The 22128-nt window shown below is 68.1% G+C and carries 16 protein-coding genes; 9 read left to right on the plus strand and 7 right to left on the minus strand.

What is annotated here, in order from left to right; all coding sequences use genetic code 11:
* The first annotated feature begins 57 nt into the window (after positions 1-57).
* The 7 genes from FRZ44_RS03475 (at position 58) to FRZ44_RS03505 (ending at position 9209) form a co-directional block, all read left to right on the plus strand.
* Entirely contained in the window at positions 58-1119 is a 1062-nt protein-coding gene (locus FRZ44_RS03475; RefSeq protein ID WP_151175861.1) for a bifunctional riboflavin kinase/FAD synthetase, read from the plus strand.
* A gap of 126 nt (positions 1120-1245) precedes the next feature.
* A complete protein-coding gene (gene ileS, locus FRZ44_RS03480; protein ID WP_151180148.1) occupies positions 1246-4038 on the plus strand; it encodes an isoleucine--tRNA ligase in 2793 nt (930 codons plus the stop codon).
* Between the two features lie 19 nt (positions 4039-4057).
* Positions 4058-4510 (plus strand): signal peptidase II, encoded by a 453-nt coding sequence (gene lspA, locus FRZ44_RS03485; RefSeq protein ID WP_225308533.1) that lies wholly within the window; start codon positions 4058-4060, stop codon positions 4508-4510.
* A 32-nt stretch (positions 4511-4542) separates the two neighbouring features.
* Positions 4543-5124, plus strand: coding sequence for a DUF3035 domain-containing protein (locus FRZ44_RS03490; RefSeq protein WP_151175863.1), 582 nt, complete (start codon positions 4543-4545; stop codon positions 5122-5124).
* Between the two features lie 85 nt (positions 5125-5209).
* Positions 5210-6655 carry a M16 family metallopeptidase gene (locus FRZ44_RS03495; RefSeq protein ID WP_151175864.1) on the plus strand — a complete coding sequence of 482 codons (1446 nt, stop codon included), beginning with the start codon at positions 5210-5212 and terminating at the stop codon, positions 6653-6655.
* Positions 6656-6900: 245 nt separating this feature from the next.
* Positions 6901-8223 (plus strand): M16 family metallopeptidase, encoded by a 1323-nt coding sequence (locus FRZ44_RS03500; RefSeq protein ID WP_225308534.1) that lies wholly within the window; start codon positions 6901-6903, stop codon positions 8221-8223.
* Between the two features lie 95 nt (positions 8224-8318).
* The gene (locus tag FRZ44_RS03505; protein WP_151175866.1) at positions 8319-9209 is read left to right on the plus strand and encodes a transglutaminase family protein; all 891 of its coding nucleotides are present in this window, start codon (positions 8319-8321) and stop codon (positions 9207-9209) included.
* Between the two features lie 21 nt (positions 9210-9230).
* Here the strand turns inward: FRZ44_RS03505 and FRZ44_RS03510 are convergent, their stop codons facing one another.
* From FRZ44_RS03510 to FRZ44_RS03540, 7 genes are all read right to left on the minus strand, one after another.
* Positions 9231-10184: an alpha-E domain-containing protein gene (locus FRZ44_RS03510; protein ID WP_191908397.1), complete on the minus strand. Its 954-nt coding sequence runs from the start codon at positions 10182-10184 to the stop codon at positions 9231-9233.
* On the minus strand, positions 10177-11661 hold the full coding sequence (locus tag FRZ44_RS03515; protein WP_225308535.1) for a circularly permuted type 2 ATP-grasp protein: 1485 nt from the start codon (positions 11659-11661) through the stop codon (positions 10177-10179). Before FRZ44_RS03515 ends, FRZ44_RS03510 begins: the two co-directional genes overlap by 8 nt.
* Before the next feature lie 332 nt (positions 11662-11993).
* Complete coding sequence (locus tag FRZ44_RS03520; protein WP_151175868.1) at positions 11994-13379, minus strand: type III PLP-dependent enzyme; 1386 nt, start codon at positions 13377-13379, stop codon at positions 11994-11996.
* Between the two features lie 307 nt (positions 13380-13686).
* Positions 13687-14718: a Gfo/Idh/MocA family protein gene (locus FRZ44_RS03525; RefSeq protein WP_151175869.1), complete on the minus strand. Its 1032-nt coding sequence runs from the start codon at positions 14716-14718 to the stop codon at positions 13687-13689.
* Positions 14715-15314: a dTDP-4-dehydrorhamnose 3,5-epimerase family protein gene (locus FRZ44_RS03530; RefSeq protein WP_151175870.1), complete on the minus strand. Its 600-nt coding sequence runs from the start codon at positions 15312-15314 to the stop codon at positions 14715-14717. The genes FRZ44_RS03525 and FRZ44_RS03530 overlap by 4 nt, the downstream gene beginning before the upstream one ends.
* A 114-nt stretch (positions 15315-15428) precedes the next feature.
* Positions 15429-16427, minus strand: a complete 999-nt coding sequence (locus FRZ44_RS03535; RefSeq protein WP_151175871.1) for a glycosyltransferase — start codon at positions 16425-16427, stop codon at positions 15429-15431.
* A gap of 72 nt (positions 16428-16499) precedes the next feature.
* The gene (locus FRZ44_RS03540; protein WP_151175872.1) at positions 16500-18833 is read right to left on the minus strand and encodes a nitric-oxide reductase large subunit; all 2334 of its coding nucleotides are present in this window, start codon (positions 18831-18833) and stop codon (positions 16500-16502) included.
* A 323-nt stretch (positions 18834-19156) separates the two neighbouring features.
* Here FRZ44_RS03540 and mutL point away from each other — a divergent pair, with 323 nt between their 5' ends.
* Complete coding sequence (mutL, locus tag FRZ44_RS03545; RefSeq protein ID WP_151175873.1) at positions 19157-21010, plus strand: DNA mismatch repair endonuclease MutL; 1854 nt, start codon at positions 19157-19159, stop codon at positions 21008-21010.
* Positions 21011-21210: 200 nt separating this feature from the next.
* On the plus strand, positions 21211-22113 hold the full coding sequence (bla, locus tag FRZ44_RS03550; protein WP_151175874.1) for a class A beta-lactamase: 903 nt from the start codon (positions 21211-21213) through the stop codon (positions 22111-22113).
* Positions 22114-22128 lie beyond the last annotated feature (15 nt).

The raw sequence follows: 22128 nt of genomic DNA on the forward strand, positions 1-22128 counted from the left end.
TGCCCCAGGCCGCCGGCCTGAAGCTGGAGTCTTGCGACTGCCCCCGAGCCGGAACGCATGCGATTATTCCGCCATCACACCGAGATTCCCGTCGAAGCGCGCCATGCCGTGGTGGCGCTGGGGAATTTCGACGGCGTCCATCGCGGCCACCAGGCGGTGATCGGCCGGGCCCAGGCCAAGGCCCGCGAGCTTGGCACCAATGCGGCGGTCCTGACCTTCGAGCCCCATCCGCGCGAATTCTTCAAACCCGATCAGCCGTCCTTCCGCCTGACGCCCCTGCGCATCAAGGTGCGCCAGCTCGAGGCGATGGGACTCGACGATCTCTTCGTGCTGCCCTTCGGTCCGCGGCTCGCCCAGATGAGCGCCGAGGCCTTCGTGATCGAGGTGTTGATCGAGGGGCTCGCCGCCCAGCATGTGGTGGTCGGCTATGATTTCGTGTTCGGCCGCGCGCGGCGCGGCAATGCAGCCCTCCTGGCCGATCTGGGTCAGATGCATGGCTTGGGCGTGACCTCGGTCGAGGCCGCTGCCAGCGACGGCGGCGAGGTGTTCTCTTCCACCAAGGTGCGCGAGCATCTGACCGCCGGCCGGCCGATGAGCGCCACGGCGCTGCTGGGCCGGCCCTGGGAGATCGAGGGCCGCGTCGAGCATGGCGATCAGCGTGGCCGGCAATTGGGGTTTCCCACGGCCAATATCGCGATCGGCGACTATCTCCAGCCGATGCTGGGCGTCTATGCGGTGAAGGCCGGCATCGATATGGGAGCCGCGACGCGCTGGGTCGACGGCGTCGCCAATCTCGGCCGCCGGCCCACCGTCGGCGGCACGCGGGTTCAGCTCGAGGTGCATCTCTTCGACATGGCGGCCGATCTCTATGGGCGGCATCTGCGCGTCGCCTTCATCGACTTCCTGCGGCCGGAGAAGAAGTTCTCCGGATTGCCCGAGCTCAAGGCGCAGATCGCCGAGGACAGCGCCCGCGCGCGCGAAATCCTGCAGGCCTATGCGGGTCCGCAGCCCGGTGCGTCGCCCGCGGCTGCGCCGCCGACGCCGAAAGGACCCGAGGGCGATGTCTATGACCGCGCCCTGCGTCCCAAGATCCGACCCAAGATTTCCACCAACCACTGACACGCAACTGACGGATGACCGGGGCGGGCCTGGAGCCTGCGAAGCCCCCGGCGCCACGAACGGCGATCACGCGAGGGACCGTTGGATTACAAAGACACCGTTTTTCTGCCGCGCACCGACTTTCCCATGCGCGGCAACCTGCCGACCCGCGAGCCGGAGACGCTGAGGCGCTGGCAGGAGTTGAACCTGTTCCAGCGCCTGCGCGACGCGTCGCGCGGCCGGCCGCGCTTCCTGCTGCATGACGGCCCGCCCTACGCCAACGGCAACATCCATATCGGCCACGCGCTCAACAAGATCCTGAAGGACGTCGTCAACCGCACCCAGCAGATGCTGGGCAAGGACGCGAACTACGTGCCCGGCTGGGACTGCCACGGCCTGCCGATCGAATGGAAGATCGAGGAGAAATACCGCGCCGCCGGCAGGGACAAGGACGCCGTGCCGGTGGTCGAGTTCCGGCGCGAATGCCGCGACTTCGCCGAACATTGGATCGGCGTGCAGCGCGAGGAGTTCAAGCGCCTCGGCGTCGAGGGCGACTGGGCCCATCCCTACACCACCATGGCCTTTTTCGCCGAGGCGCAGATCGTGCGCGAGATCGGCAAGTTCCTGATAAATGGGGGCCTCTTCCGCGGCTCCAAGCCGGTGATGTGGTCGGTGGTCGAGAAGACCGCGCTGGCCGAGGCCGAGGTCGAGTATCACGACCATGTCTCGAACACGATCTATCTGCGCTTCCCGATCCTGCGCTCGGCCCTGCCGGCGCTGGCGGGGGCGGGGGCCGTGATCTGGACCACCACGCCCTGGACGATTCCGGCCAACCGCGCCATGGCCTATGGCAATGAGATCGACTACGAGCTGATCGAAGTGGTCGCGGTCGCCGAAGGTGCCGTGGCGAAGCCGGGCGACAAGCTCCTGGTTGCCGCGGCCTTGCGCTCCGAGTTCGAGAAGGCGGCGCAGATCACGGAGGCGAAGACGCTGTGGTCGGGCAAGGGCGAGGCGCTCGCCGGCACGATCGCGCGCCATCCGCTCGCCGGCAAGGGCTATGAGTTCGAGGTGCCGTTGCTGCCGGGCGGTTTCGTCACCACCGAGCAGGGCACGGGTTTCGTGCATATCGCGCCCGGCCATGGCGCCGACGACTATGAACTTGGCATCGCGCATGGCATCGAGGTGCCGCAGACGGTCGACGAGGATGGCAGCTATTTCCCGCATGTGCCGCTGTTCGCGGGCAAACGCGTCTTGCGTCCCGATGGCAAGAAGGGCGATGCCGACCCGGCCGTGATGGCGGCGCTGACCGAGGCGGGCCATCTGCTCGCCAGGAACCGACTCACCCACTCCTATCCGCACAGCTGGCGCTCGCGGGCACCGCTCATCTTCCGCAACACGGCGCAATGGTTCATCTCGATGGAGAAGAACGATCTGCGCCGCAAGTCGCTGGCCGCCATCGACGAGACCCGCTTCGTGCCGCCGCAGGGCCGCAACCGGATCTATTCGATGATCGAGAGCCGGCCCGACTGGTGCATCTCGCGCCAGCGCGCCTGGGGCGTGCCGATCGCCATCTTCGTGGACAAGCGCACGGGCGAACCGCTGCGCGACCAGAAGGTGGTGGATCGCGTCGCCGAGGCCTTCGAGAAGGAGGGCGCGGACGCCTGGTTCGCCAGCCCGCCGGCGCGCTTCCTCGGCAACGAGCACAATCCCGAGCATTTCGAACAGGTCACCGACATCGTCGACGTCTGGTTCGATTCCGGCTCGACGCATGCCTTCGTGCTCGAATCCGGCAAGTGGGATCTGAGCTGGCCGGCCGACGTCTATCTCGAGGGCTCGGACCAGCATCGCGGCTGGTTCCATTCCTCGCTGCTGGAATCCTGCGGCACGCGCGGTCGCGCGCCCTACAACACCGTGATCACCCACGGCTTCACGCTCGACGAGCAAGGCCGGAAGATGTCGAAGTCCCTGGGCAACGTGCTGGCGCCCCAGGAGGTGATGAAGCAGTACGGCGCCGACATCCTGCGGCTCTGGGTCGCGATCGGCTGCGACTATTCCGAGGATCAGCGCATCGGCAGCGAGGCGCTCAAATTCGTCGCCGATCACTATCGGCGCCTGCGCAACACCTTCCGCTACCTCCTGGGTGCGCTCGACGGCTGGAGCGAGGCGGAACGGCTGCCACCGGCGCAGATGCCGGAGCTGGAGCGCTGGATCCTGCATCGCCTGGCGGAGCTCGGCCAGCAGGTCCGTACCGCCGCCGACAATTACGACCTCCATAACATCTATATGGAGCTGCACAACTTCTGCGCGGTCGATCTCAGCGCCTTCTATTTCGACATCCGGAAGGATGCGCTCTATTGCGATGCGCCCAAAAGCCTTCGCCGTCGGGCCGTCCGCACCGTGCTGCACGAGCTCTTCACCTGCCTCACCGCCTGGCTGGCGCCGGTGCTCTGCTTCACATCCGAAGAGGCCTGGCAGAATCGGCCCTGGAAGGAGGGCGAGGAGAGCATCCATCTGCGGCTCTTCCCGGAGATCCCGGCCGCCTGGCGCGACGCTGCGCTGGCGCAGCGCTGGGCGGGCCTGCGCGATCTGCGCCGCGTCGTGACCGGCGCCCTCGAGATCGAGCGCGCGGAAAAGCGCATCGGCTCGAGCCTGCAGGCCCATCCCACGATCTATCTGACGGCCGAGCTGAAGCAGCTTTGCGACGGGCTCGACCTGGCCGAGATCAGCATCACCTCGCTCGCGACCCTGATCGTGGGCGCGCCGCCCGCGGGCGCCTTCACCCTGCCCGACGTGCCCGATGTCGGCGTCACGGTCGGCCTGGCCGAGGGCGAGAAATGCGAGCGCTGCTGGCGCCAGGTGCCGGACCGGGGCGTCGACCCGCACCATCCCCTGCTCTGCGGTCGCTGCGCCGACGCGGTGTCGGCCGGGACGGCTGCCTGAAATGTGGCGGTGGGGGGCTTTGGGCGCGGTCCTGGTCATCGTCCTGGACCAGATCTCCAAATGGGTCATCCTGACCCAGGTCATGGATCCGCCCACAACCCTCCCGATCCTGCCTATTTTCGACCTGGTGCTGGCCTGGAACCGGGGGGTCAGCTTCAGCATGTTCTCCAGCGATGCGGCCCACGCCCCCTATCTCCTGGCTGGATTCGCGGTTTTGGTGGCGGCGCTGCTGGGATTTTTGCTCAGCCGGGTCAAAACCCCGCTGCCGGCCTGGGGCCTGGGGCTGGTCATCGGCGGGGCGCTGGGCAATGTGATCGACCGATTGCGCTTTGGTGCGGTGATCGATTTCCTGTATTTTCATTATGCGGGATGGGGTTGGCCGGCCTTCAATGTGGCCGACAGCGCCATCACAGTGGGCGTCGGGCTGTTGCTCATCGACGGCTTGTTTGGCAAAGTCCGGGCGGCAAAATAAGGGACCGCCCGTTTCGGGCGGGCGATTGGCTGATGACAAAGAATGACGCGCTTCGCGCTTGCTGCGCGGTGATCCTGCTGGTCGGTCTTTCCGGCTGCGATTCGGCGCGCGAGATCTTCGGCTACAACAAGCAGGCGCCGGACGAGTTCCAGGTCTATGCGCGCGCCCCCTTGAGCTTGCCGCCCGATTACAATCTGCGTCCGCCGGCCCCCGGCGCACCCCGCCCGCAGGAAGGCACGCCCCGCGACCAGGCGGCCTCGGCCGTGTTCGGCGACTATGCCTTCGGCGGCAGCCTCGGCGAGGCCTTGGGCGAACCCCAGGACACGACCTCGACCGGCGAGAAGGCGTTCCTCCAGAGCGCCGGCGCCACCGGCATCGATCCCTCGATCCGCCAGACCATCGATGTCGAGACTGCGGCCCTGATCGAGCAGGATCAGACGCTGATCGACCGGCTGATCTTCTGGCGGGAGGCGGGCGTGCCCGGCACCGTGGTCGATCCGGCCAAGGAACAGCAGCGCCTGCAGGAAAATTCGGCGCTGGGTCTGCCGGTCACGACCGGCGAGACGCCGACGATCGAGCGCAAGAAGAAGGCGCTGCTCGAAGGCATCTTCTAGACAGCCGGGACGCGCCGGCGACGCCCCCCTTGCGACGCCTGTTCCCCAATCCATCATTGGCCTTCGAGGCCGCGTGAGGCGCCGCATGTCGAATCGACCCGACCATGAGGCCCGCCTTCGCGGCGTCCGGCGCCGTGCCTGTTGCGCGATCTTCGGCCTGCTGCTGCTGGCGGGCCTCCTTGCCGGCCTTGCGAGCCCGAGCCAGGCCAAGGTCTTCAGTCCCGAGACCTTCACCCTCGAGAACGGTCTGCAGGTGGTGGTCATCACCAGCCGGCGCGCGCCGGTCGTGACCCAGATGGTGTTCTACAAGGTCGGCGGCGCCGACGAGACGCCCGGCAAGAGCGGGCTCGCGCATTTCCTCGAGCACCTCATGTTCCGCGGCACCAAGACCTACGGCGCCGGGCAGTTCTCGACCATCGTGGCGCGGCTCGGCGGCAATGAGAACGCCTTCACCACCGCCGACTACACGGCCTATCACCAGTCGGTCGCGATCGAGGCCCTGCCCAAGGTCATGGAGCTCGAGGCCGATCGCATGGCCAACCTCGTGCTCGACAAGAAGACGGTCGATACCGAGCGCGACGTCATCCTCGAAGAGCGCCGCATGCGCATCGACAACAATCCAGGCGCCCAGCTCTCCGAGATGCTGAACGCGGTGCTCTATCTCAATCATCCCTACCGGGTTCCGGTGATCGGCTGGGAGCAGGAGATGGAGGGGCTGAACGCCGACGACGTGCAGGATTTCTACGGGCACTGGTATGCGCCCAACAACGCGATCCTGGTGCTGTCGGGCGATATCTCGGCGGCAGAGGCGAAGCCGCTGGTCGAGAAATATTACGGGCCGGTCGCGCGCCGCGACGTGCCGGTGCGCCACCGTCCGACCGAGCCGCAGCAATTCGCGCCGCGCCGCGTGACGCTGGAAAGCGCCAGCGTGCAGCAGCCCTCCTGGGTGCGCACCTATCAGGCGCCCAATTATGCCGGGCCGAAGCAGGATCAGGCTTATGCGCTCGAGGTGCTGGCGCAGATCCTCAGCGGCGATAGCAATGCCCGGCTCTACCGTCATCTGGTGGTCGAGCAGAAGCTCGCCGCGGGCGTCTGGAGCAACTATGACGGCGATCGCGTCGATCTCGGCAGCTTCACATTCGCCGCCACGCCCAATCCGGGCGGCAAGCTCGACGCCATCGAAGCCGCGATCGATCGCGAGATCGCCGACCTTCTCGCCAACGGCGTCACCGACGAGGAGGTCGCTCGGGCCAAGGCCTCGCTGGTCGACGGCGCGGTCAAGGCCCGCGACAGCCTGATGGGTCCCGCCAAAGCGCTGGGCTCGGCGCTCGCCATCGGGCTGAAGGTCGACGATATCGAGAACTGGCCCGACCGCATCGCCGCCGTGACGCGCGCCCAGATCGAGGCCGCCGCCAAGTCGGTCCTCGACATCAACCAGTCCGCCACCGGCCTGCTGATTCCCGCGCCGGGCGCGGCCGCCTCGGCGCCGGCCGGCGCGCCGCCGGTGCCGCTCGAAGGGGTAACGCCATGAGGGGGGCACTGCAGGCTTCACGGCGCCTGCCCGCGCCGGTGCCACGTCACGAGGGCCGCGAAAAAGAATGCACGCCCCCTCCCCTTGCGGGAGGGGGTAGGGGGAGGGGTCGCCTGCCGCAATCGATGCGGCGAAGAGACCGCGCCGCATTTGCAGAAAATCTCACGCGCGATTTTCTTCCAGATCTCGCCCGGGTCACCCCTCCCCCTACCCCCTCCCGCAAGGGGAGGGGGCTTCGGAATGTCGTGGCTGTTTTGTTACTCCCGCTGCTGACCGCCGCATTCCTCGCCTGGACCGCGCCCGGCGCGTCGGCCGCAGTCACGATCGAACGGGTGGTCAGTCCCGGGGGCATCGTGGCCTGGCTGGTCGAGGATCATTCGGTTCCCCTGATCGCCACCCATGTGGCGTTTCGCGGTGGCACCGCCAGCGATCCGGCCGAGAAGAACGGGCTGGCGACGCTGGTGTCGGGCCTGCTCGACGAGGGCGCGGGCGATCTCGACTCGCAGAGCTATCAGCGCAAGCTGTCGGATCTCTCGATCGATCTCAAATTCGACGCCGGCCTGGATGAATTCCGCGGCTCGATGCGGACGCTGACCCAGAATCGCGACCAGGCCTTCGATCTGCTGCGGATGGCGCTGGCCCAGCCGCGCTTCGACGCCGAGCCGATCGAGCGGGTCAAGGGGCAGATCCTCACCATCATCGCCAGCGAAGCCGACGATCCCGACCAGATCGCGGAGCGGGCCTGGTGGCAGACCGTGTTTCCCGATCACGGCTATGGCCGCGATCCGATGGGTTCCCCCGATACGCTGGCGCGGATCGACCAGGACGATCTCAAGGGCTTCACCCAGGGCCATTTCGCCAGGGACCGGATGCTGATCGGCGTGGTCGGCGACATCTCGCCGGCCGAGCTGGCGCCGCTGCTCGACCGGACTTTCGGCGGCCTGCCAGCGACGGGCACCGCCGCGAGCGCGCCGAAAACGACCCTGAGCGGGGCTGGCAAGACCATCGTGATCGAGAAGCCGGTGCCGCAGAGCGTCATCCTCCTGGGCGGTCCCGGCATCGATCGCAGCGACCCTGACTATTATGCGGCGGCGATCCTGATCGATGTGCTGGGCGGCGGCTTTGGCTCGCGCCTCACCCGCGAGGTACGCGAGGATCGCGGGCTCGCTTACTCGATCTCCGCCGACCTGGCGAGCTATGACGACGCGTCGCTGGTGCTGGCCCAGACCGCGACCCAGAACGAACGCGCCAAGGATTCGATCGCGGTGATCCGCCAGGTCTGGGGCGAGCTCGGCAAGGACGGCCCGACCCAGGCCGAGCTCGACGATGCGCGCTCCTACATCCTGGGCTCCTACGCGCTCCATTTCACCAACAGCCTCGCCATCGCCTCGAGCCTGGTCTCGCTGCAGCTCGATCACCTGCCGATCGACTATCCGCAGCAGCGCACCGCGCTCTTCAACAAGGTGACGCTCGACGACATGAAGCGGGTCGCCAAGCGCCTGCTGGATCCCGCGGTCCTGACCTGGGTCGTGGTCGGCCAGCCGGCGGGCTTGTCCGACACGCCTTGACGAAGATCGGGGCGTCCCTGAGCCGGCTGATGCCGGCTGGTGCCCGTGCTATCGTTGCCGCCCAAGTCTGAAGGCTGCCGGAGACATCGAGTTCCATGCCGCTGTTCGAGGTCGTGCATCGCACCCGCTACCGCTATGCGCGGCCGGTCACCTTCGGCGAGCATCGGGCGCTGCTGCGCCCGCGCGACAGCCACGATCTGCGCCTCCATGACATATCGATCTCGATCCAGCCCAAGGCGCGGCTGCGCTGGATGCATGACGTCTTCTCCAATTCGATCGCGCTGATCGAGTTCCTCGAGCCCGCCGCCGAGCTCACGGTCGAGAGCCGGTTGGTGATGGAGCGGTTCGACGACGGCAGCGACGCCGAGGAGATGCCGCGCGGCGAGAAGATCGCGGCCTATCCGTTCACCTATCCGGAGGCGATCCGGCGCGACCTGGGCGGCACCGAGCGCCGGCATTACGACGATCCCAAGGGCGACGTCGCCGCCTGGGCGCGCCAGTTCGAGGCCGGCGCCTATGACAGCGCCGCTCTGCTGATGAGCATGATGCTGGCGATCAACAAGACCTTCAATTATCGCGCCCGCTACGAGCATGGGACGCAGTCGCCGACCGAGACGCTGGCGCTCCATTCGGGCACCTGCCGCGATTTCGCGCTCTTCATGATGGAGGCGGCGCGCTCGCTGGGCTTCGCCGCGCGCTTCGTGACGGGCTATCTCTACGACCCCGCGGCCGACGGCGAGGTGTCGGGCTTCCGCGGTGCGGGCGCCACCCATGCCTGGCTGCAGATCTTCCTGCCGCTCTCGGGCTGGATCGAATATGACCCGACCAACGGCCTGGTTGGCGGGCGCAACCTGATCCGAGTCGGCGTGGCGCGCGATCCCTCCCAGGCGATCCCGCTCGCGGGCACCTATGGCGGCACCGCCGCCGACAGCCTCGGCATGGAGGTCGAGGTCAAGGTGCATGCGCTGGAGCCAGGCGACCGCTGAGGCGGGCGGCGGCGATCCGGCTCAGCTCCGGCCGAAGAATTCCTTGGTCACCAGGTCGCCGATCTCGTTCAGCTCGCGCTGGACCCAGTCCATGGCTTCGTCCATGCCGCGCGCCATGATCTCGTCGATGTCGAGATCCATGAGCGCCGACTGGAAGGCGCGCAGCCGCTTCTGCGCACGGGCGCCCGTGGTCAAGCCGGCCTCGCGCCGCAAGGCATTGAGCGCATCATTCGCCCCGTTGACGGCGCAGAGCAGCGAGCGCGGGAACATCGGATTCAACAGCAGGAAATGCGCGACACTCTGCGGCGACATCGCCGTCACCGGATGGCGCCGGCGATAGGCCTGGAAGCCGGCGGCGGCGCGCAGGAGCGCGTTCCATTGCGAGACGTCGGTGGCCGAGCCCATCTCTGTGGCGCCCGCCCGCAGCTGCGCGAACTTCACATCCAGGAGCCGCGTGGTCTGATCGGCGCGCTCGAGCTGCTGGCCCAGCATGTAGAAATGATAGGCCTCGTCGCGATAGAAGGTCTCCATCGTGATGCCGACATGGGTCTGGCAGCCTTCCTTCACCAGCGTCGCGAAATTGCTCAGGGTCTTCGAGGTGACCGAGCTCGCCTTGAGCGGCTTGATCTTGCGATGGAGCGCGTTCAGCTGCGACCACATTTCGGTCGAGATCAGCGGCCGGATGGTGCGGGCGTTCTCGCGCGCCTGGCGCAGGCAGGAGCGGATCGACGCCAGGTTGCGCGGGTCGGTCGTGTAGAAGGCGATGACCGCGTCCGCGCTCAACTGCTTGTAGAGCTCGGCGAAGCGCTCCTCGTCGGCATAGAAGGTGAGGATCGACTGCCAGTTGCGGTTGCCCTTGGCGTCCTGGCTGTAGGCCTGGTTGACGTCGAGCACGCGGGCGAGCGAGATCGAGCGCTCCACATAGCGGGCGGTCCAGAAGACGCAGTCGGCGAAACGGGCGAGGAGCCTAGCCAAGGACCCAGGTATCCTTCGAGCCGCCCCCTTGCGAGGAATTGACGATCAGCGAGCCCTTGCGCAGCGCCACGCGGGTGAGGCCTCCCGGCAGCACCCAGGTGGATTGGCCGGTCACGGCGAAGGGGCGCAGATCCACATGGCGCGGCTCGATGGTCCGGCCGCAGAGGGTGGGCGAAACCGAGAGCTCGATCATCGGCTGGCTGATGAAGTTGCTGGGATTGGCGGTGAGCTTGTCGCGCGCCTCGGCCAGCTCGCGCTTGCTGACGCGCGGCCCGATCACCACGCCATAGCCGCCCGATTCCCCGACCGGCTTGACCACCAGCTCGTCCATGCGGTCGAGAGTGAACTTCAGGCCTTCGGGCTCGCGGCAGATATGGGTCTCGACATTGTCGATGATGGCCTCTTCGCCGAGGTAGTAGCGGATGAGGCGCGGCAGATAGGCGTAGATCGCCTTGTCGTCGGCGACGCCGGTGCCGACCGCATTGGCGAGCGCGATATTGCCCTTGCGGTAGGCGCGCATCAGCCCGGCCACGCCCAGCATCGAATCCGGCCGGAACACCTCGGGATCGAGGAAATCGTCGTTGAGCCGGCGATAGATGACATGGACCGGCGCCATCCCGCCCACGGTCTTCATGAAGACCTTGTCGGCCTCGACCACCAGGTCGCGGCCCTCGACCAGCGGCACGCCCATCTCGCGGGCGAGGAAGATATGCTCGAAATAGGCCGAGTTGAAGGAACCGGGCGAGAGCAGCACGATCTGCGGATCGCTGACGCCGGCGGGCGCGATCTGGCTCAGGGCCTCGGCCAGCTTCTGGCCGTAGTTCGAGACGGGCCGGATCGGCAGATCCTGCACCAGGTCCGGAAAGGCCCGCTGCATCAGATGGCGGTTCTCGACCACGTAGGAGACGCCCGAGGGCGTGCGGCCATTGTCCTCGAGCACGCGGAACCTGCCGTCCTTGCCGCGCACGATGTCGGTGCCGCAGACATGGATATAGGTGCCGTGCGGGACGGGGAGATCCTGCATCTCCTTCCGGTAATTGGCGTTGCCGAAGACCAGGTCGGCGGGGACGACCCCGTCCTTGATCGCCTTCTGGGCCCCGTAGATATCGCCGAGGAAGGCATTCATGGCGGCGACGCGCTGGACCACGCCTCGCTCCAGCCGCTCCCATTCGGCCGCGGGGATCACCCGCGGGATCACGTCGAAGGGCAGGATCCGGTCGACCTGGTCGCGGTTGGAATAGACGGTGAAGGTGACGCCCAGCGTCATGAACTCGCGGGTGGCCGCGTTCGAGCGCTTCTTCAGCTCGGAAATCGAGAAGCTGTCGAGCCGGCGCGCCAACTCGGCCGAGGCCGCCAGCGCATGGTGGGAATGGCCCTGCAGCTCGCACCAGTAGCCGCCGGTGTCGTAGCTCGACAGCAGCCCGCCCGACGCAGCACCCGTTTTGGGCGCGGCCCGTTTCTTTGCCGCTTTCTTCACGAAAACTCGACGCCCCCCAGAACTCTCGCAGCGCCATCATGGCGGTGAAGGCGGTTCGCGGGGAAGAATTTTTTCTTGGCGGCGGCGGTGCCGCGTCACCCCTCCCCCTACCCCCTAAGTCGATGTGATCGCTTCGCTCAACTTTTAAGCTTCGAGCGAGATCGACGCCAACCACGCCCCCTCCCCTTGCGGGAGGGGGTAGGGGGAGGGGTTTGTCTCAGGAAGAGGCGCGATCTGCATGTCGCGTTCATGCATTCGGCAAAAGCGAAGGGCCGGCCCCGGAAGTCCCGGGCCGGCCCTGTATGCCAGGTCAGGAAAGTCTGGAAGCCTGACTAGATGCAGTAGGCCTTGAGCGGGGCGAAGCCGTTGAACCCGACCGAGGAGTAGGTCGTGGTATAGGCGCCGCAGGCGAGGATCCGGATCTTGTCGCCGGGCTTCAGCGCCAGCGGCAGCTCATAGGCGGTCTTCTCATAGAGGATGTCGGCGGAATCGCAGGAAGGACCCGCCAGCACCACCGGCCCGGTGACGCCGCCGTCATGCGGCGTCTTCAGCCGGTATTTGATCGCCTCGTCCATGGTCTCGGCGAGACCGGAGAACTTGCCGATATCGAGATAGACCCAGCGCTGCGGGTCGGCCGCGTCCTTGACCGACACCAGCACCACTTCGCTCTCGATCACGCCCGCCTCGCCGACCAGGCCGCGGCCGGGCTCCGCAATGAGGCGCGGCATCTCGTCGCCGAAATTCCGGCGCACCGCGTCGATCACGCCCCGGCCGTAATCGCCGATCGAGGGCACTTCTTTTTGATAGCGCGCGGGGAAGCCGCCGCCGAGATTGAGCAGGGTGGGCTTCAGGCCCGCCGCCTCGAGCTCGCGATAGAGCTGGGCGATCTGGCCAAGTACCTTGTCCCACTGCGACAGGTCGGTCTGCTGCGATCCGATATGGAAGGAAACGCCGGCGGCATCGAGCCCGAGCGCCCGCGCGCGCAGGAGCAGCGCCTTCGCCATGGCGAAGGAACAGCCGAACTTGCGCGACAGGGGCCACTCGGCGCCGGCTCCGTCCACCAGGAGGCGACAGAACACGGTCGCGCCAGGCGCGGCCACGGCCAGCTTCTCGAGCTCGCCCTCGGAATCGAAGGCGAAGAGACGCACGCCGCGGCCAAAGGCATAGGCGATATCGGATTGCTTCTTGATCGGGTTGCCGAACGAAAGCCGGTCGGCATGGATGCCCACGTCGAGGCACTGGTCGATCTCGCCGCGGCTGGCCACGTCGAAATGGCCGTTATGCCGGGCCAGCAGGCGCAGGATCTCCGGCGCCGGGTTGGCCTTCACGGCGTAATAGAGCTCGGCCGGATCGAGGGCGGCGGCGAGGCCGCGATAGTTGCCTTCGACCACCTCGAGATCGAGCACGAGGCAGGGGGTCTGCGGCTGGACGCGGTCCAGGAACTCGGCGATGCGGGGCGTGACGATGCCGCGGTCGGAGGGCTGCGGCGGAACGACGGAGAGGTCGGCGCCACGGCGTCGTCGCGAGCGCTTGGGCCCCGCCAAACCCGTCTGAGTCAGGCCCGCCTGGGTCACATCGGCGCAGGCGGCTTCCGCGCGCAGGATGTCGGCGACCGACGGCTCGTTGGCCGGGGTCGGCAGCTTCTGCGGTGCTGCGGTGTTACGAATTTGGGCGGAGCGAATACGGGCGGTACGGCCGCCCTGAGGAGCAAGGAGCATCGTCGTTCCCTCTCGGAAACCCGTTCTTCTAAAACGGGGGGTTACCAGAAGGACGCGATCCGCCGGTTGCTTAACCTACAAAGGGCCAGTGGCTCGTGCGTTAGGCGTCTGACGCACTCATATAGAAATTTCTCGGCGCATCGCAAGAGAAAATTCGGGCGAGGAGAAAAAACCTGCCCGACTGTGGCGCGCAAGCGTCGCTCGAGCGTCCGTTCTTTATGACTCCGACATCATTCTTTACGGCTTCTTTATCGAGGCGACGAGATTGCGGCGCCTTTGCCTCAATTTCGTCGCTCGGCCGCCGCGTTCAGGCGTCGACCTCGATGCCCGCAAGACGACGCAGCGCATCGATGCGCTCGACCACGAGGGCGCCGCCGGCGGCACTCGAGCGCGGCGGCGGACCGCCGGCGAGATGGACGAGGAAGTCGCGCAGCTCGGCCTCGAGCGGCATCTCGCCGGCGACCGCGTGAGGCTCGAAATCGCCCGTGGTTATTGCATCTCTTGCATTGCGCGCCGTCGCCGGGCGGCGCCCGACGAAGACCGTTTCGGGCGCGCCCTCCGACCAGAAGGCGAGGCCCTCGCTGCCGCCGAGCAGGATCGAGCGCTGGCGCTCCGCCCTCGCGGCGGAGACTTCGACATGAAGCAGCGGCGTGGCGCCGGAGAGCGGGGGGCCTGCGTCATGCAAACGGGGCGTGGCTGGGTTGTTCCCGCCGGCGAGCAGCCCCACCAGTCCGACCACCGCGCCGTCGCGCCACTCGGCACGGGCGAGGCGAGGCTCGGGCAGCGTGCCCAGGATCTCGCGCGCGATCGAGAGATCGTGCGGCAGCAGCGTCCAGACGGGATCGACGTCTCGGATCGGGAGGTCCGGCTGGAGCCGGGCGCAGGCGAGCAGCTCGACGGGGCCGAGATCCTTGCGCCGCGCGAGCGCGGCGAGGAACCGGACGGCCGGATGCCAGAGCCACTTCTCCATGACGAAGAGGCGGCCCCGGCCGGCCGCCGCCAGGCGCTGCGCCGAGGCGCTGCCGGTGGTGAAAGGCTTCTCGACGAAGATCGGCCGGTCCCGCTCCAGCAGCGCCTCGACCGCGTCCGCATGCCGCCCGGCGGGCGAGGCGATCACATAGCCGGCGAGGTCGGGCGGCAGTTGATCGAGATCGGCGACTGCGGCGGCGCCTTGCGCGATGGCGTGGGCCCGGGCGCCGGGGTCGGGATCGGCCACGGTCACGACGGCGCCCAGTGCCTGGAGATCGCGCAGGATGTGACGGCCCCAGCGGCCGCAGCCCACCAGGCCGACGGGGAGGGCGGGCAGAGACGTCGGCGAAGCCGGCGAGGGTTGCGTCATCGGCCGTCGGCGACGCCGGGCTCGAGACCGGGATCGGCGCGCGCGACCGCCGCCACCAGGGAGGCGAGCGGCGGGGCGTCGCGGTCGCGGGCCGAGAGCTGGGGATCGCGGCAGGGCCAGTCGATGCCGAGGTCCGGGTCCGACCAGAGGCAGCCCAGATCGTCGGTCGGATCGTAATACGCCGTGGCCGCGATCAGCACGCTGCAAGATGTGTGGGCGTAGAAGCCATGGGCCACGCCGCGCGGCAGGGTCAGCAGAGCCGGTATCTCGCCGGTCAGCAGCAGCGGGGCGGCCTGGAGATAGCTCGGCGAGCGCGGGCGCAGATCCTTGAGGGCCACGAACAGCCGGCCTGCCGTGACGGCGATGAACTCGTCATGGCGCGGATGGACGTGCATGCCGCGCAGCACGTTCGCCTCGGTCGCGAGCAGGCCCCATTGCCGGGGCTCGATGCCGGTCGCCCAGTTCTGGCGGTAGAGCTCGGCGAAGCTGCCGCGCTCGTCGCGATGCGGCTGGAGCGGCCAGAGGGTGACGCCGCGCGGCAGCGCGGTTGCGGAGGTTTCGCCCGCGGTTGCGGGCGTACCTGGCGTGGCGGACATCGGTCTTTTGCCCCCGAAAAGCACGACCGGAAGGCACCGGACAGCGTGGGTCGGAACTCTACCATGCGATGAAGGGAAGAAAACCGCCCCTGGCCTTTGGAGGCCGGCGGCAGATCAGGAGGCGGGACGGCCGCGCAAGCGCCGCCAGGCCGCGCGCAGATAAGGCACCCGCGCGCGGGCGATCTTGGCGCGTGAGAACAACGAGGGCGGCGCGGCCGCGAGCGTCGCCTGCAGGAGCGCGATCCTCGCCTCGGCCTGGGCGAGGCGCTGTACCAGGTCCGCCCGCGCCGCTTCGATTTCGCCCGGGGACCGGGGCTGGGATCGCTCCTGGAGGATCCGGCCATCCTCGGCCTCGCGGCCGGCCCGCGCCACCGCCTGCGCCAGGATGTCGATCCGCAGCCGGGCGAGCTGGAGCGGATCGGCGATCGTCGCCCGCCAGCGCGCGAGCTCGGCGGCGCGTTGCTCGACCGTCATATGGCGGCGCTGCGGCGACGGGAGGCAGATGCCGGTCGGGATGAAGGCGCTGCGGGTGCGGCAGTTCGGCATCGCCAGGATCTGACGCCACATATGCCAGTCCGAGGGCGAGGTGCCGGGCGCCGGATTCCAGCCCTGCGGCAGCCGCCGATAAAAGTCGAGGCGATGGGCGCCGAAGCTGGTGGGAATGCGGTTCGCCCGCTCCAGGATGATGCGCTTGAAATAGGGCAGGGCCAGATCGACGAAGCCGCCCTGGATGCGCCCGTCGCCGTCGATCTGGCCGGGCAGGCCGTTGGCGAAATCGGCCTCGGCGAGAAGGCCCCGCATGATCTCGACATGATCGGGAAACCAGAGATCGTCGTCGGCCAGATAACAGACGATCTCGCCGGTCGCCGCCTGCAGCGCCCGATGGCGATGGCGCTCGCCGCGCGCCTCGCCCTTGGGATTGTCGAAATAGCGCAGGCGGCGATCGGCGGCGGCGAGGGCCTCGACGGCGGCACGGCTTTCCGGCGGCGCCCCGTCGCCCACCACGAAGATCTCGGTGTCGGTGACGCTCTGCGCCTGGGCGCTGGCGATCGCCTGGGCCAGGATCGCGGGCCCATGGTCGAAGGTCGGGATCAGGATGGTCGCGGCCGTCATGCGGCCGAGATTTGACCATAGGCGGAAGCACCGGGTCCAAGGCCTCGCGAGCGGGCACCCGCCCGCCGGCGATCAGCGCTCGGCGTCGCGGGCCGGCGCCGGGCGGTGCAGCATCCCGCCGGCGGGGTGCGGAGATCCGCGCCGCATCCGCCAATAGCCCTGCAGGACCGCCAGCAGAAACGGGACGGCACCCAGGAAGATGAACACCAGATCGCCGGGCAGCCGCATCCATTCGAGGGTCCGCATCAGCGGCGTCGCCGTAAGCGCCAGGCTGCGGGCGTGCCAGTAACCGTTCTCGACCACGTCCCAGAGCTGGCGCACGCCGCCGGGGAAGAGGCTCAGCACCAGCATCATGGCCAGCCCGATATTCAGCCCCCAGAAGGAGACGCGCAGATATTTCTCGAGCCGCGCCCAGCTCTCGTCGCTGCTCACCTGGCGCAGCACGAACACGGTCAAGCCCACCGCCAGCATGCCGAACACGCCCATCAGCGCCGCATGGCCGTGATTGGGCGTCAGCATGGTGCCGACCTCGTAATAGCTCACAATCGGCAGGTTGAGGAGGAAGCCGAAGATGCCCGCGCCGACGAAGTTCCAGAATCCCACCGCCATCAGGAAGTAGAAGGTCCATTTATGCGGGACCGCGACCGACTGGCCGCAGACCTCGCAGTTCCTGCGGGTGAGCTTGACGAAATCCCAGGCGTCGAGCGTGAGGAGCGTGAGCGGCACCACCTCGAGCGCCGAGAACACCGCCGAGAGCGCCAGGTTGAGGTTGGTATGGCCGGTGAAATACCAGTGATGGCCGGTGCCGATCAGCCCGCCCGCGAAATAGAGGATGGCGTCGAGATAGATGACCCGGAGCGCCGTGCCGCGCGACGTGATGCCGAGCTGCAGGAAGATCACCGCCACGATCGTGGTGGCGAAGAACTCGAAGAAGCCCTCCACCCAGAGATGGATGATCCAGAACCGCCAGGTATCGACGACGGTGTAGTTGGTCTTGCCGTCGAAGAACATGGCAGGGACGTAGAAGACCGGGATCGCCAGCGCCGCCAGGAGGAAGACGCGGCCCACCTCGCGCATGTCCGGCGCCAGCTTCGTGGGCCGCACGGCGCGCACGAGCAGTCCGAACCAGACCACCAGGCCGACGACCAGGAGGATCTGCCACAACCGGCCGAGCTCGAGGAACTCCCAGCCCTGGTTGCCGATCCAGAACCAATGCTCGGGGAAGAGCTGCGCGATGCCGGCCCATTCGCCCAGCAGGCTGCCGAAGATCACGACGGCGAAGGCGCCGAACAGCAGATGCACCAGCCCGCTCTGGCCGCGCGGTTCCTCACCGCCCAGCATGCGCCCGAGGAACAGCGCCGCTGCCACATAGGCGGTCGCGATCCAGAAGATGGCGGTCTGGAGATGCCAGGTGCGCAGCAGGTTCGAGGGAAGGATCTGCGACAGGTCGAAGCCGTAGAAGTCGCCGGGCTCGGCGCGGTAATGCGCGACACCGCCCCCGATCAGCGCCTGGCCCAGGAACAGCAGGGCCACCACGACGAAATATTTGACCAGCGCCTTCTGGCTGGCGCTGGCCTGGCCGGGGATCATGCGCGGATGGACATGGCGTCCCTTGCTGGTCCAGCCCAGATAGTCGAACTTGCCGAAGGCGAACAGCACCAGCGCGGTCCCGCCGAGCAGCGCGATCAGCGAGAGAACGCTCCAGACCAGCGTGCCGGGGGTGGGCCTGTTGCCGGCGAGCGGGTCGTAGGGGAAGTTGTTGGTATAGGAATAGAGTTCTCCGGGCCGGTTCGCGACCGCGGCCCAGGCCGCCCAGGCGAAGAAGGCCGTGAGCTGGCGCAACGCCTGCGGATCGGTGATGAGGTCGGCCTTGAGGCCGCCATTGCCGGCGGGGTCGTGGAAATAGCCGCGCCAGCGCTCGATCTCCTTCTGGAAGGTTTCGGCCTCGGTGGCGGTGAGCGCCAGCGTGCCGCTGGCCGCATCGTAGCGGTTCTCCTTGAGCGTCGCGGCGACCTCGCTGTCGAGAGAAGCCCGCTGCTGGCTGGTCAGGGAGTCGAGCGGCGCGTTGTAGCGGCTCTGCGCCAGCGCCCCCTGAAGATCCTCCGACAGGCGATGCAGGTAGAGCGCTGAAAAGTCCGGCCCCAGATAGCCGCCATGGCCCCAGACCGAGCCATTGTCCATCAGACCGTATTTGAGGAAGACTTGCTGGCCGGAGGAGACATCGTCGCCGGTGAAGACCGTGGCGCCCGCGGGATCGACTGCCTGAGCCGGGATCGGCGGCGCGTTTTCGTAGCCGCGCTGGGTGATGAGAATGAGAACGGCGAAGCCGACGACGAGCGTGATCAGGACGGTGCGGATCCACCAGGGCGAGATCCGGTCCTCGGGATTGTCGCTCAGCGACGCCATGGTCCAGGCCCTCCCCAACGTTCCACCCCAGAAGACCACCCTAGGCGCCCTTGTGGAGTCGCGCGAATCCTCAATCGGCGATTATGGCCCTGCCCGATGGGAGGAGCGATGCGGCCCGCAGCATTTCTCGTGTCGTCGTCAGGGTTATTCCATCCCGTTGCCGGCTCGATGGGGTCGACGGCGATCTCGAGGCTCGCACTACGGGCCCGGCCTCGCGCGGCGCGAGCGGTGATCCGGGCGGCGCTGAAGCGCGCTTCCCTGCGGGGTTCGTGACAGCCTTGCGCCCATGGTTCGGGCCCGCCCGTTCTGCTACCGTTCCGCCCATGGTGATTCGTCTTTTGCCGCCCGATCTGGTCAACCGCATCGCCGCCGGCGAGGTGGTCGAGCGGCCCGCTTCCGCCGTGAAGGAGCTGGTCGAGAATGCGCTCGATGCGGGGGCCAGCCGCGTCGAGGTGATGCTGCGCGAGGGCGGCCGAAGCCTGATCCTGGTCGAGGACGACGGCGGCGGCATGACGCCTTCCGAGCTCGAGCTCGCGGTCGAGCGCCACGCCACCTCGAAGCTGCCCGACGACGATCTGGTCCATATCGCGACCCTGGGCTTCCGCGGCGAGGCGCTGCCCTCGATCGCAGCCGTGAGCCGCCTCACGCTCACCAGCCGCAAGGCGGGTGCCGACAGCGCCTGGAGCCTGGCGCTCGAAGCCGGTGCCAAGGGCAAGCCGCAGCCGGCGGCCCTGGCGCAGGGGACCCGCGTCGAAGTCCGCGATCTCTTCTTCGCCACCCCGGCGCGGCTGAAATTTCTCAAGGCGCCCCGCACCGAGCTCGGCCATGCCGAGGAGGTGGTGAAGCGCCTCGCCATGGCCCATCCCGAGGTGGCCTTCACCTTGCGCGACGAGACCCGCGTCCTCTTCCGCTTCCAGCCGCCGGGCGCCGACCTGATCGGCGACCAGACGGGCGCGCGCCTCGCGCGCCTTGGCGCCATCATGGGCCGCGACTTCCAGGAGAACGCGCTGGCGCTCGATGCGCGGCGCGAGGGCCTGCGCCTCACCGGCCATGCCGGCCTGCCGACCTTGAACCGCGCGACCTCCGACCAGCAGTTCCTCTTCGTCAATGGCCGGCCGGTGCGCGACCGGCTGCTGCAGGGCGCCGTGCGCGGCGCCTATCAGGATTTCCTCGCCCGCGACCGCCATCCGCTGGTGGCGCTCTTCCTCGAGCTGCCGCCCGAGGAGGTCGATGTGAATGTCCACCCTGCCAAAGCCGAGGTGCGCTTCCGCGATCCGGGGCTGGTGCGCGGCCTCATCGTCGGCGCCATCCGCCACGCGCTGGCCGAGGCCGGCCACCGCGCCTCGACCACGGTCGCGCAGGCGGCGCTGGGGGCGCTGCAGGCGGGCTCGGGCTATGGCGGTTCGCTCGGCGCGGAGCCGGCCTTTGCCGGCGCTCCCTCGCGCTTCTTCCAGGGGAACTATGGCGGCCCTCGCGGCGGCACGCTGCCGCATCGCCTCGCCGAGGCGGCGGCCGAAGCCTTCGCGCCGCTCGAAGGCTTCGACCGGCCCTCGGCGCGCGGGGTCGGCGAGGCCGAGACGGCGTCACCCAGCAGCGCCTATCCCCTCGGCGTCGCGCGCGGGCAGCTGCACGAGACCTATATCGTGGCGCAGACCGCGGACGGCATCGTCATCGTCGACCAGCATGCGGCCCATGAGCGGCTGGTCTATGAGCGCATGAAGCAGGCGCTGGCCGAGACCGGCGTGGCGCGGCAGGGGCTGCTCATTCCGGAAGTGGTCGAGCTGGAGGAGCCCGCGGTCGCGCGCCTGGTCGCGCGCGCCGCCGAGCTGGCCGAGCTGGGCCTTGTGCTGGAGGGCTTCGGACCCGGCGCCGTCGTGGTGCGCGAGGTGCCGGCGATGCTGGGGCCGACCGACGCCAAGGGCCTGGTGCGCGATCTGGCCGACGAGCTGGCCGCGATGGGCGAGGCGCTGTCGCTGAAGGAGCGGCTCGAGCATGTCTGCGGCACCATGGCCTGCCATGGCAGCGTGCGCGCGGGCCGGCGCCTGACCCAGCCCGAGATGGACGCGCTCCTGCGCCAGATGGAAGCCACCCCTCACTCCGGTCAATGCAATCACGGCCGCCCCACTTACGTGGAGCTCAAGCTCGCCGACATCGAGCGGCTGTTCGGGCGGCGGTAAAACGGAAGGTCGCTTCGCTCCCTGACTCCAGGTTCCCCTCTCCCTACCCCCTCCCGCAAGGGGAGGGGGCTAGAAAATATTGAAACCACGCCCCCTCCCCTTGCGGGAGGGGGTAGGGGGAGGGGTTCGTTCAGGAAGAGGCGCAGCCGATCTCTCGAAAATCACCACGCGCCGCTTCTTTCCGTTTTAGTTTCTCCTCCATGACCCAAATCGAATCTCTCCGTCACACCGCCATCACGCGCCGCAGGCTGCTGGCCATCGCGACCTCGACCTTGGTCGGTGGCGCTATCCTCGCCGCGCGGCCTGCCGCGGCGGCCGAGCCCGATTTCAAGGCCATTCGCGCGCGCATCGGCGGCAGTCTCGGCGTTCACGCGCTCGATACGCAGACCGGGCGGCGCATCGGCTATGACGACAGCTCGCTCTTCGCCATGGCCTCGACCTTCAAGCTGCCGCTGGCGGCGGCGGTGTTGCTGCAGGTCGATCGCGGGCAGCTCGACCTCGACCAGGCGATTCCGATCCACGCGTCGGATCTGGTGAATTACGCGCCGGTCACCTCGACGCATCTGGCGCAGGGCTCGATCACGGTGCGCGAGCTCCTGGCCGCCATCATCGAGGTCAGCGACAATACGGCGGCCAATCTGCTGCTGGACCTCATCGGCGGGCCGCAGGGCTTCACGCAATTCGTCCGCGACCTCGGCGATCGCGTAACGCGGCTCGACCGTTTCGAGCCCGAGCTCAACACCAATCTCTCCGCCGATCTTCGCGACACCACGACCGCCCGCGCCATGGTGGACGACATGGCCGGGTTCCTGACGGGCCCGGTGTTATCGGACGCGTCGCGGACCCTCCTGATCGGCTGGCTGGTCAGTTCGCGCACCGGCCTCGCGCGCATCCGCGCAGGATTGCCGTCGGACTGGAAGGCCGGCGACAAGTCGGGCAGCGGCGCCAATGGTGCCATCAACGACGTCGCCATCGCCTGGCCGCCCGGCCGCAAGCCGATCCTGATCGCCATCTATCTCTCCGGCTCCTCGCACACGCCGGACTCGCTCAGCGCCGCCCATGCCGAGATCGCGACGGCGATCGCGCGGGAATTCATGGCGTGACGGAAAAACGGAAAC

Source organism: Hypericibacter terrae (assembly GCF_008728855.1).
Lineage (GTDB): Bacteria > Pseudomonadota > Alphaproteobacteria > Dongiales > Dongiaceae > Hypericibacter > Hypericibacter terrae.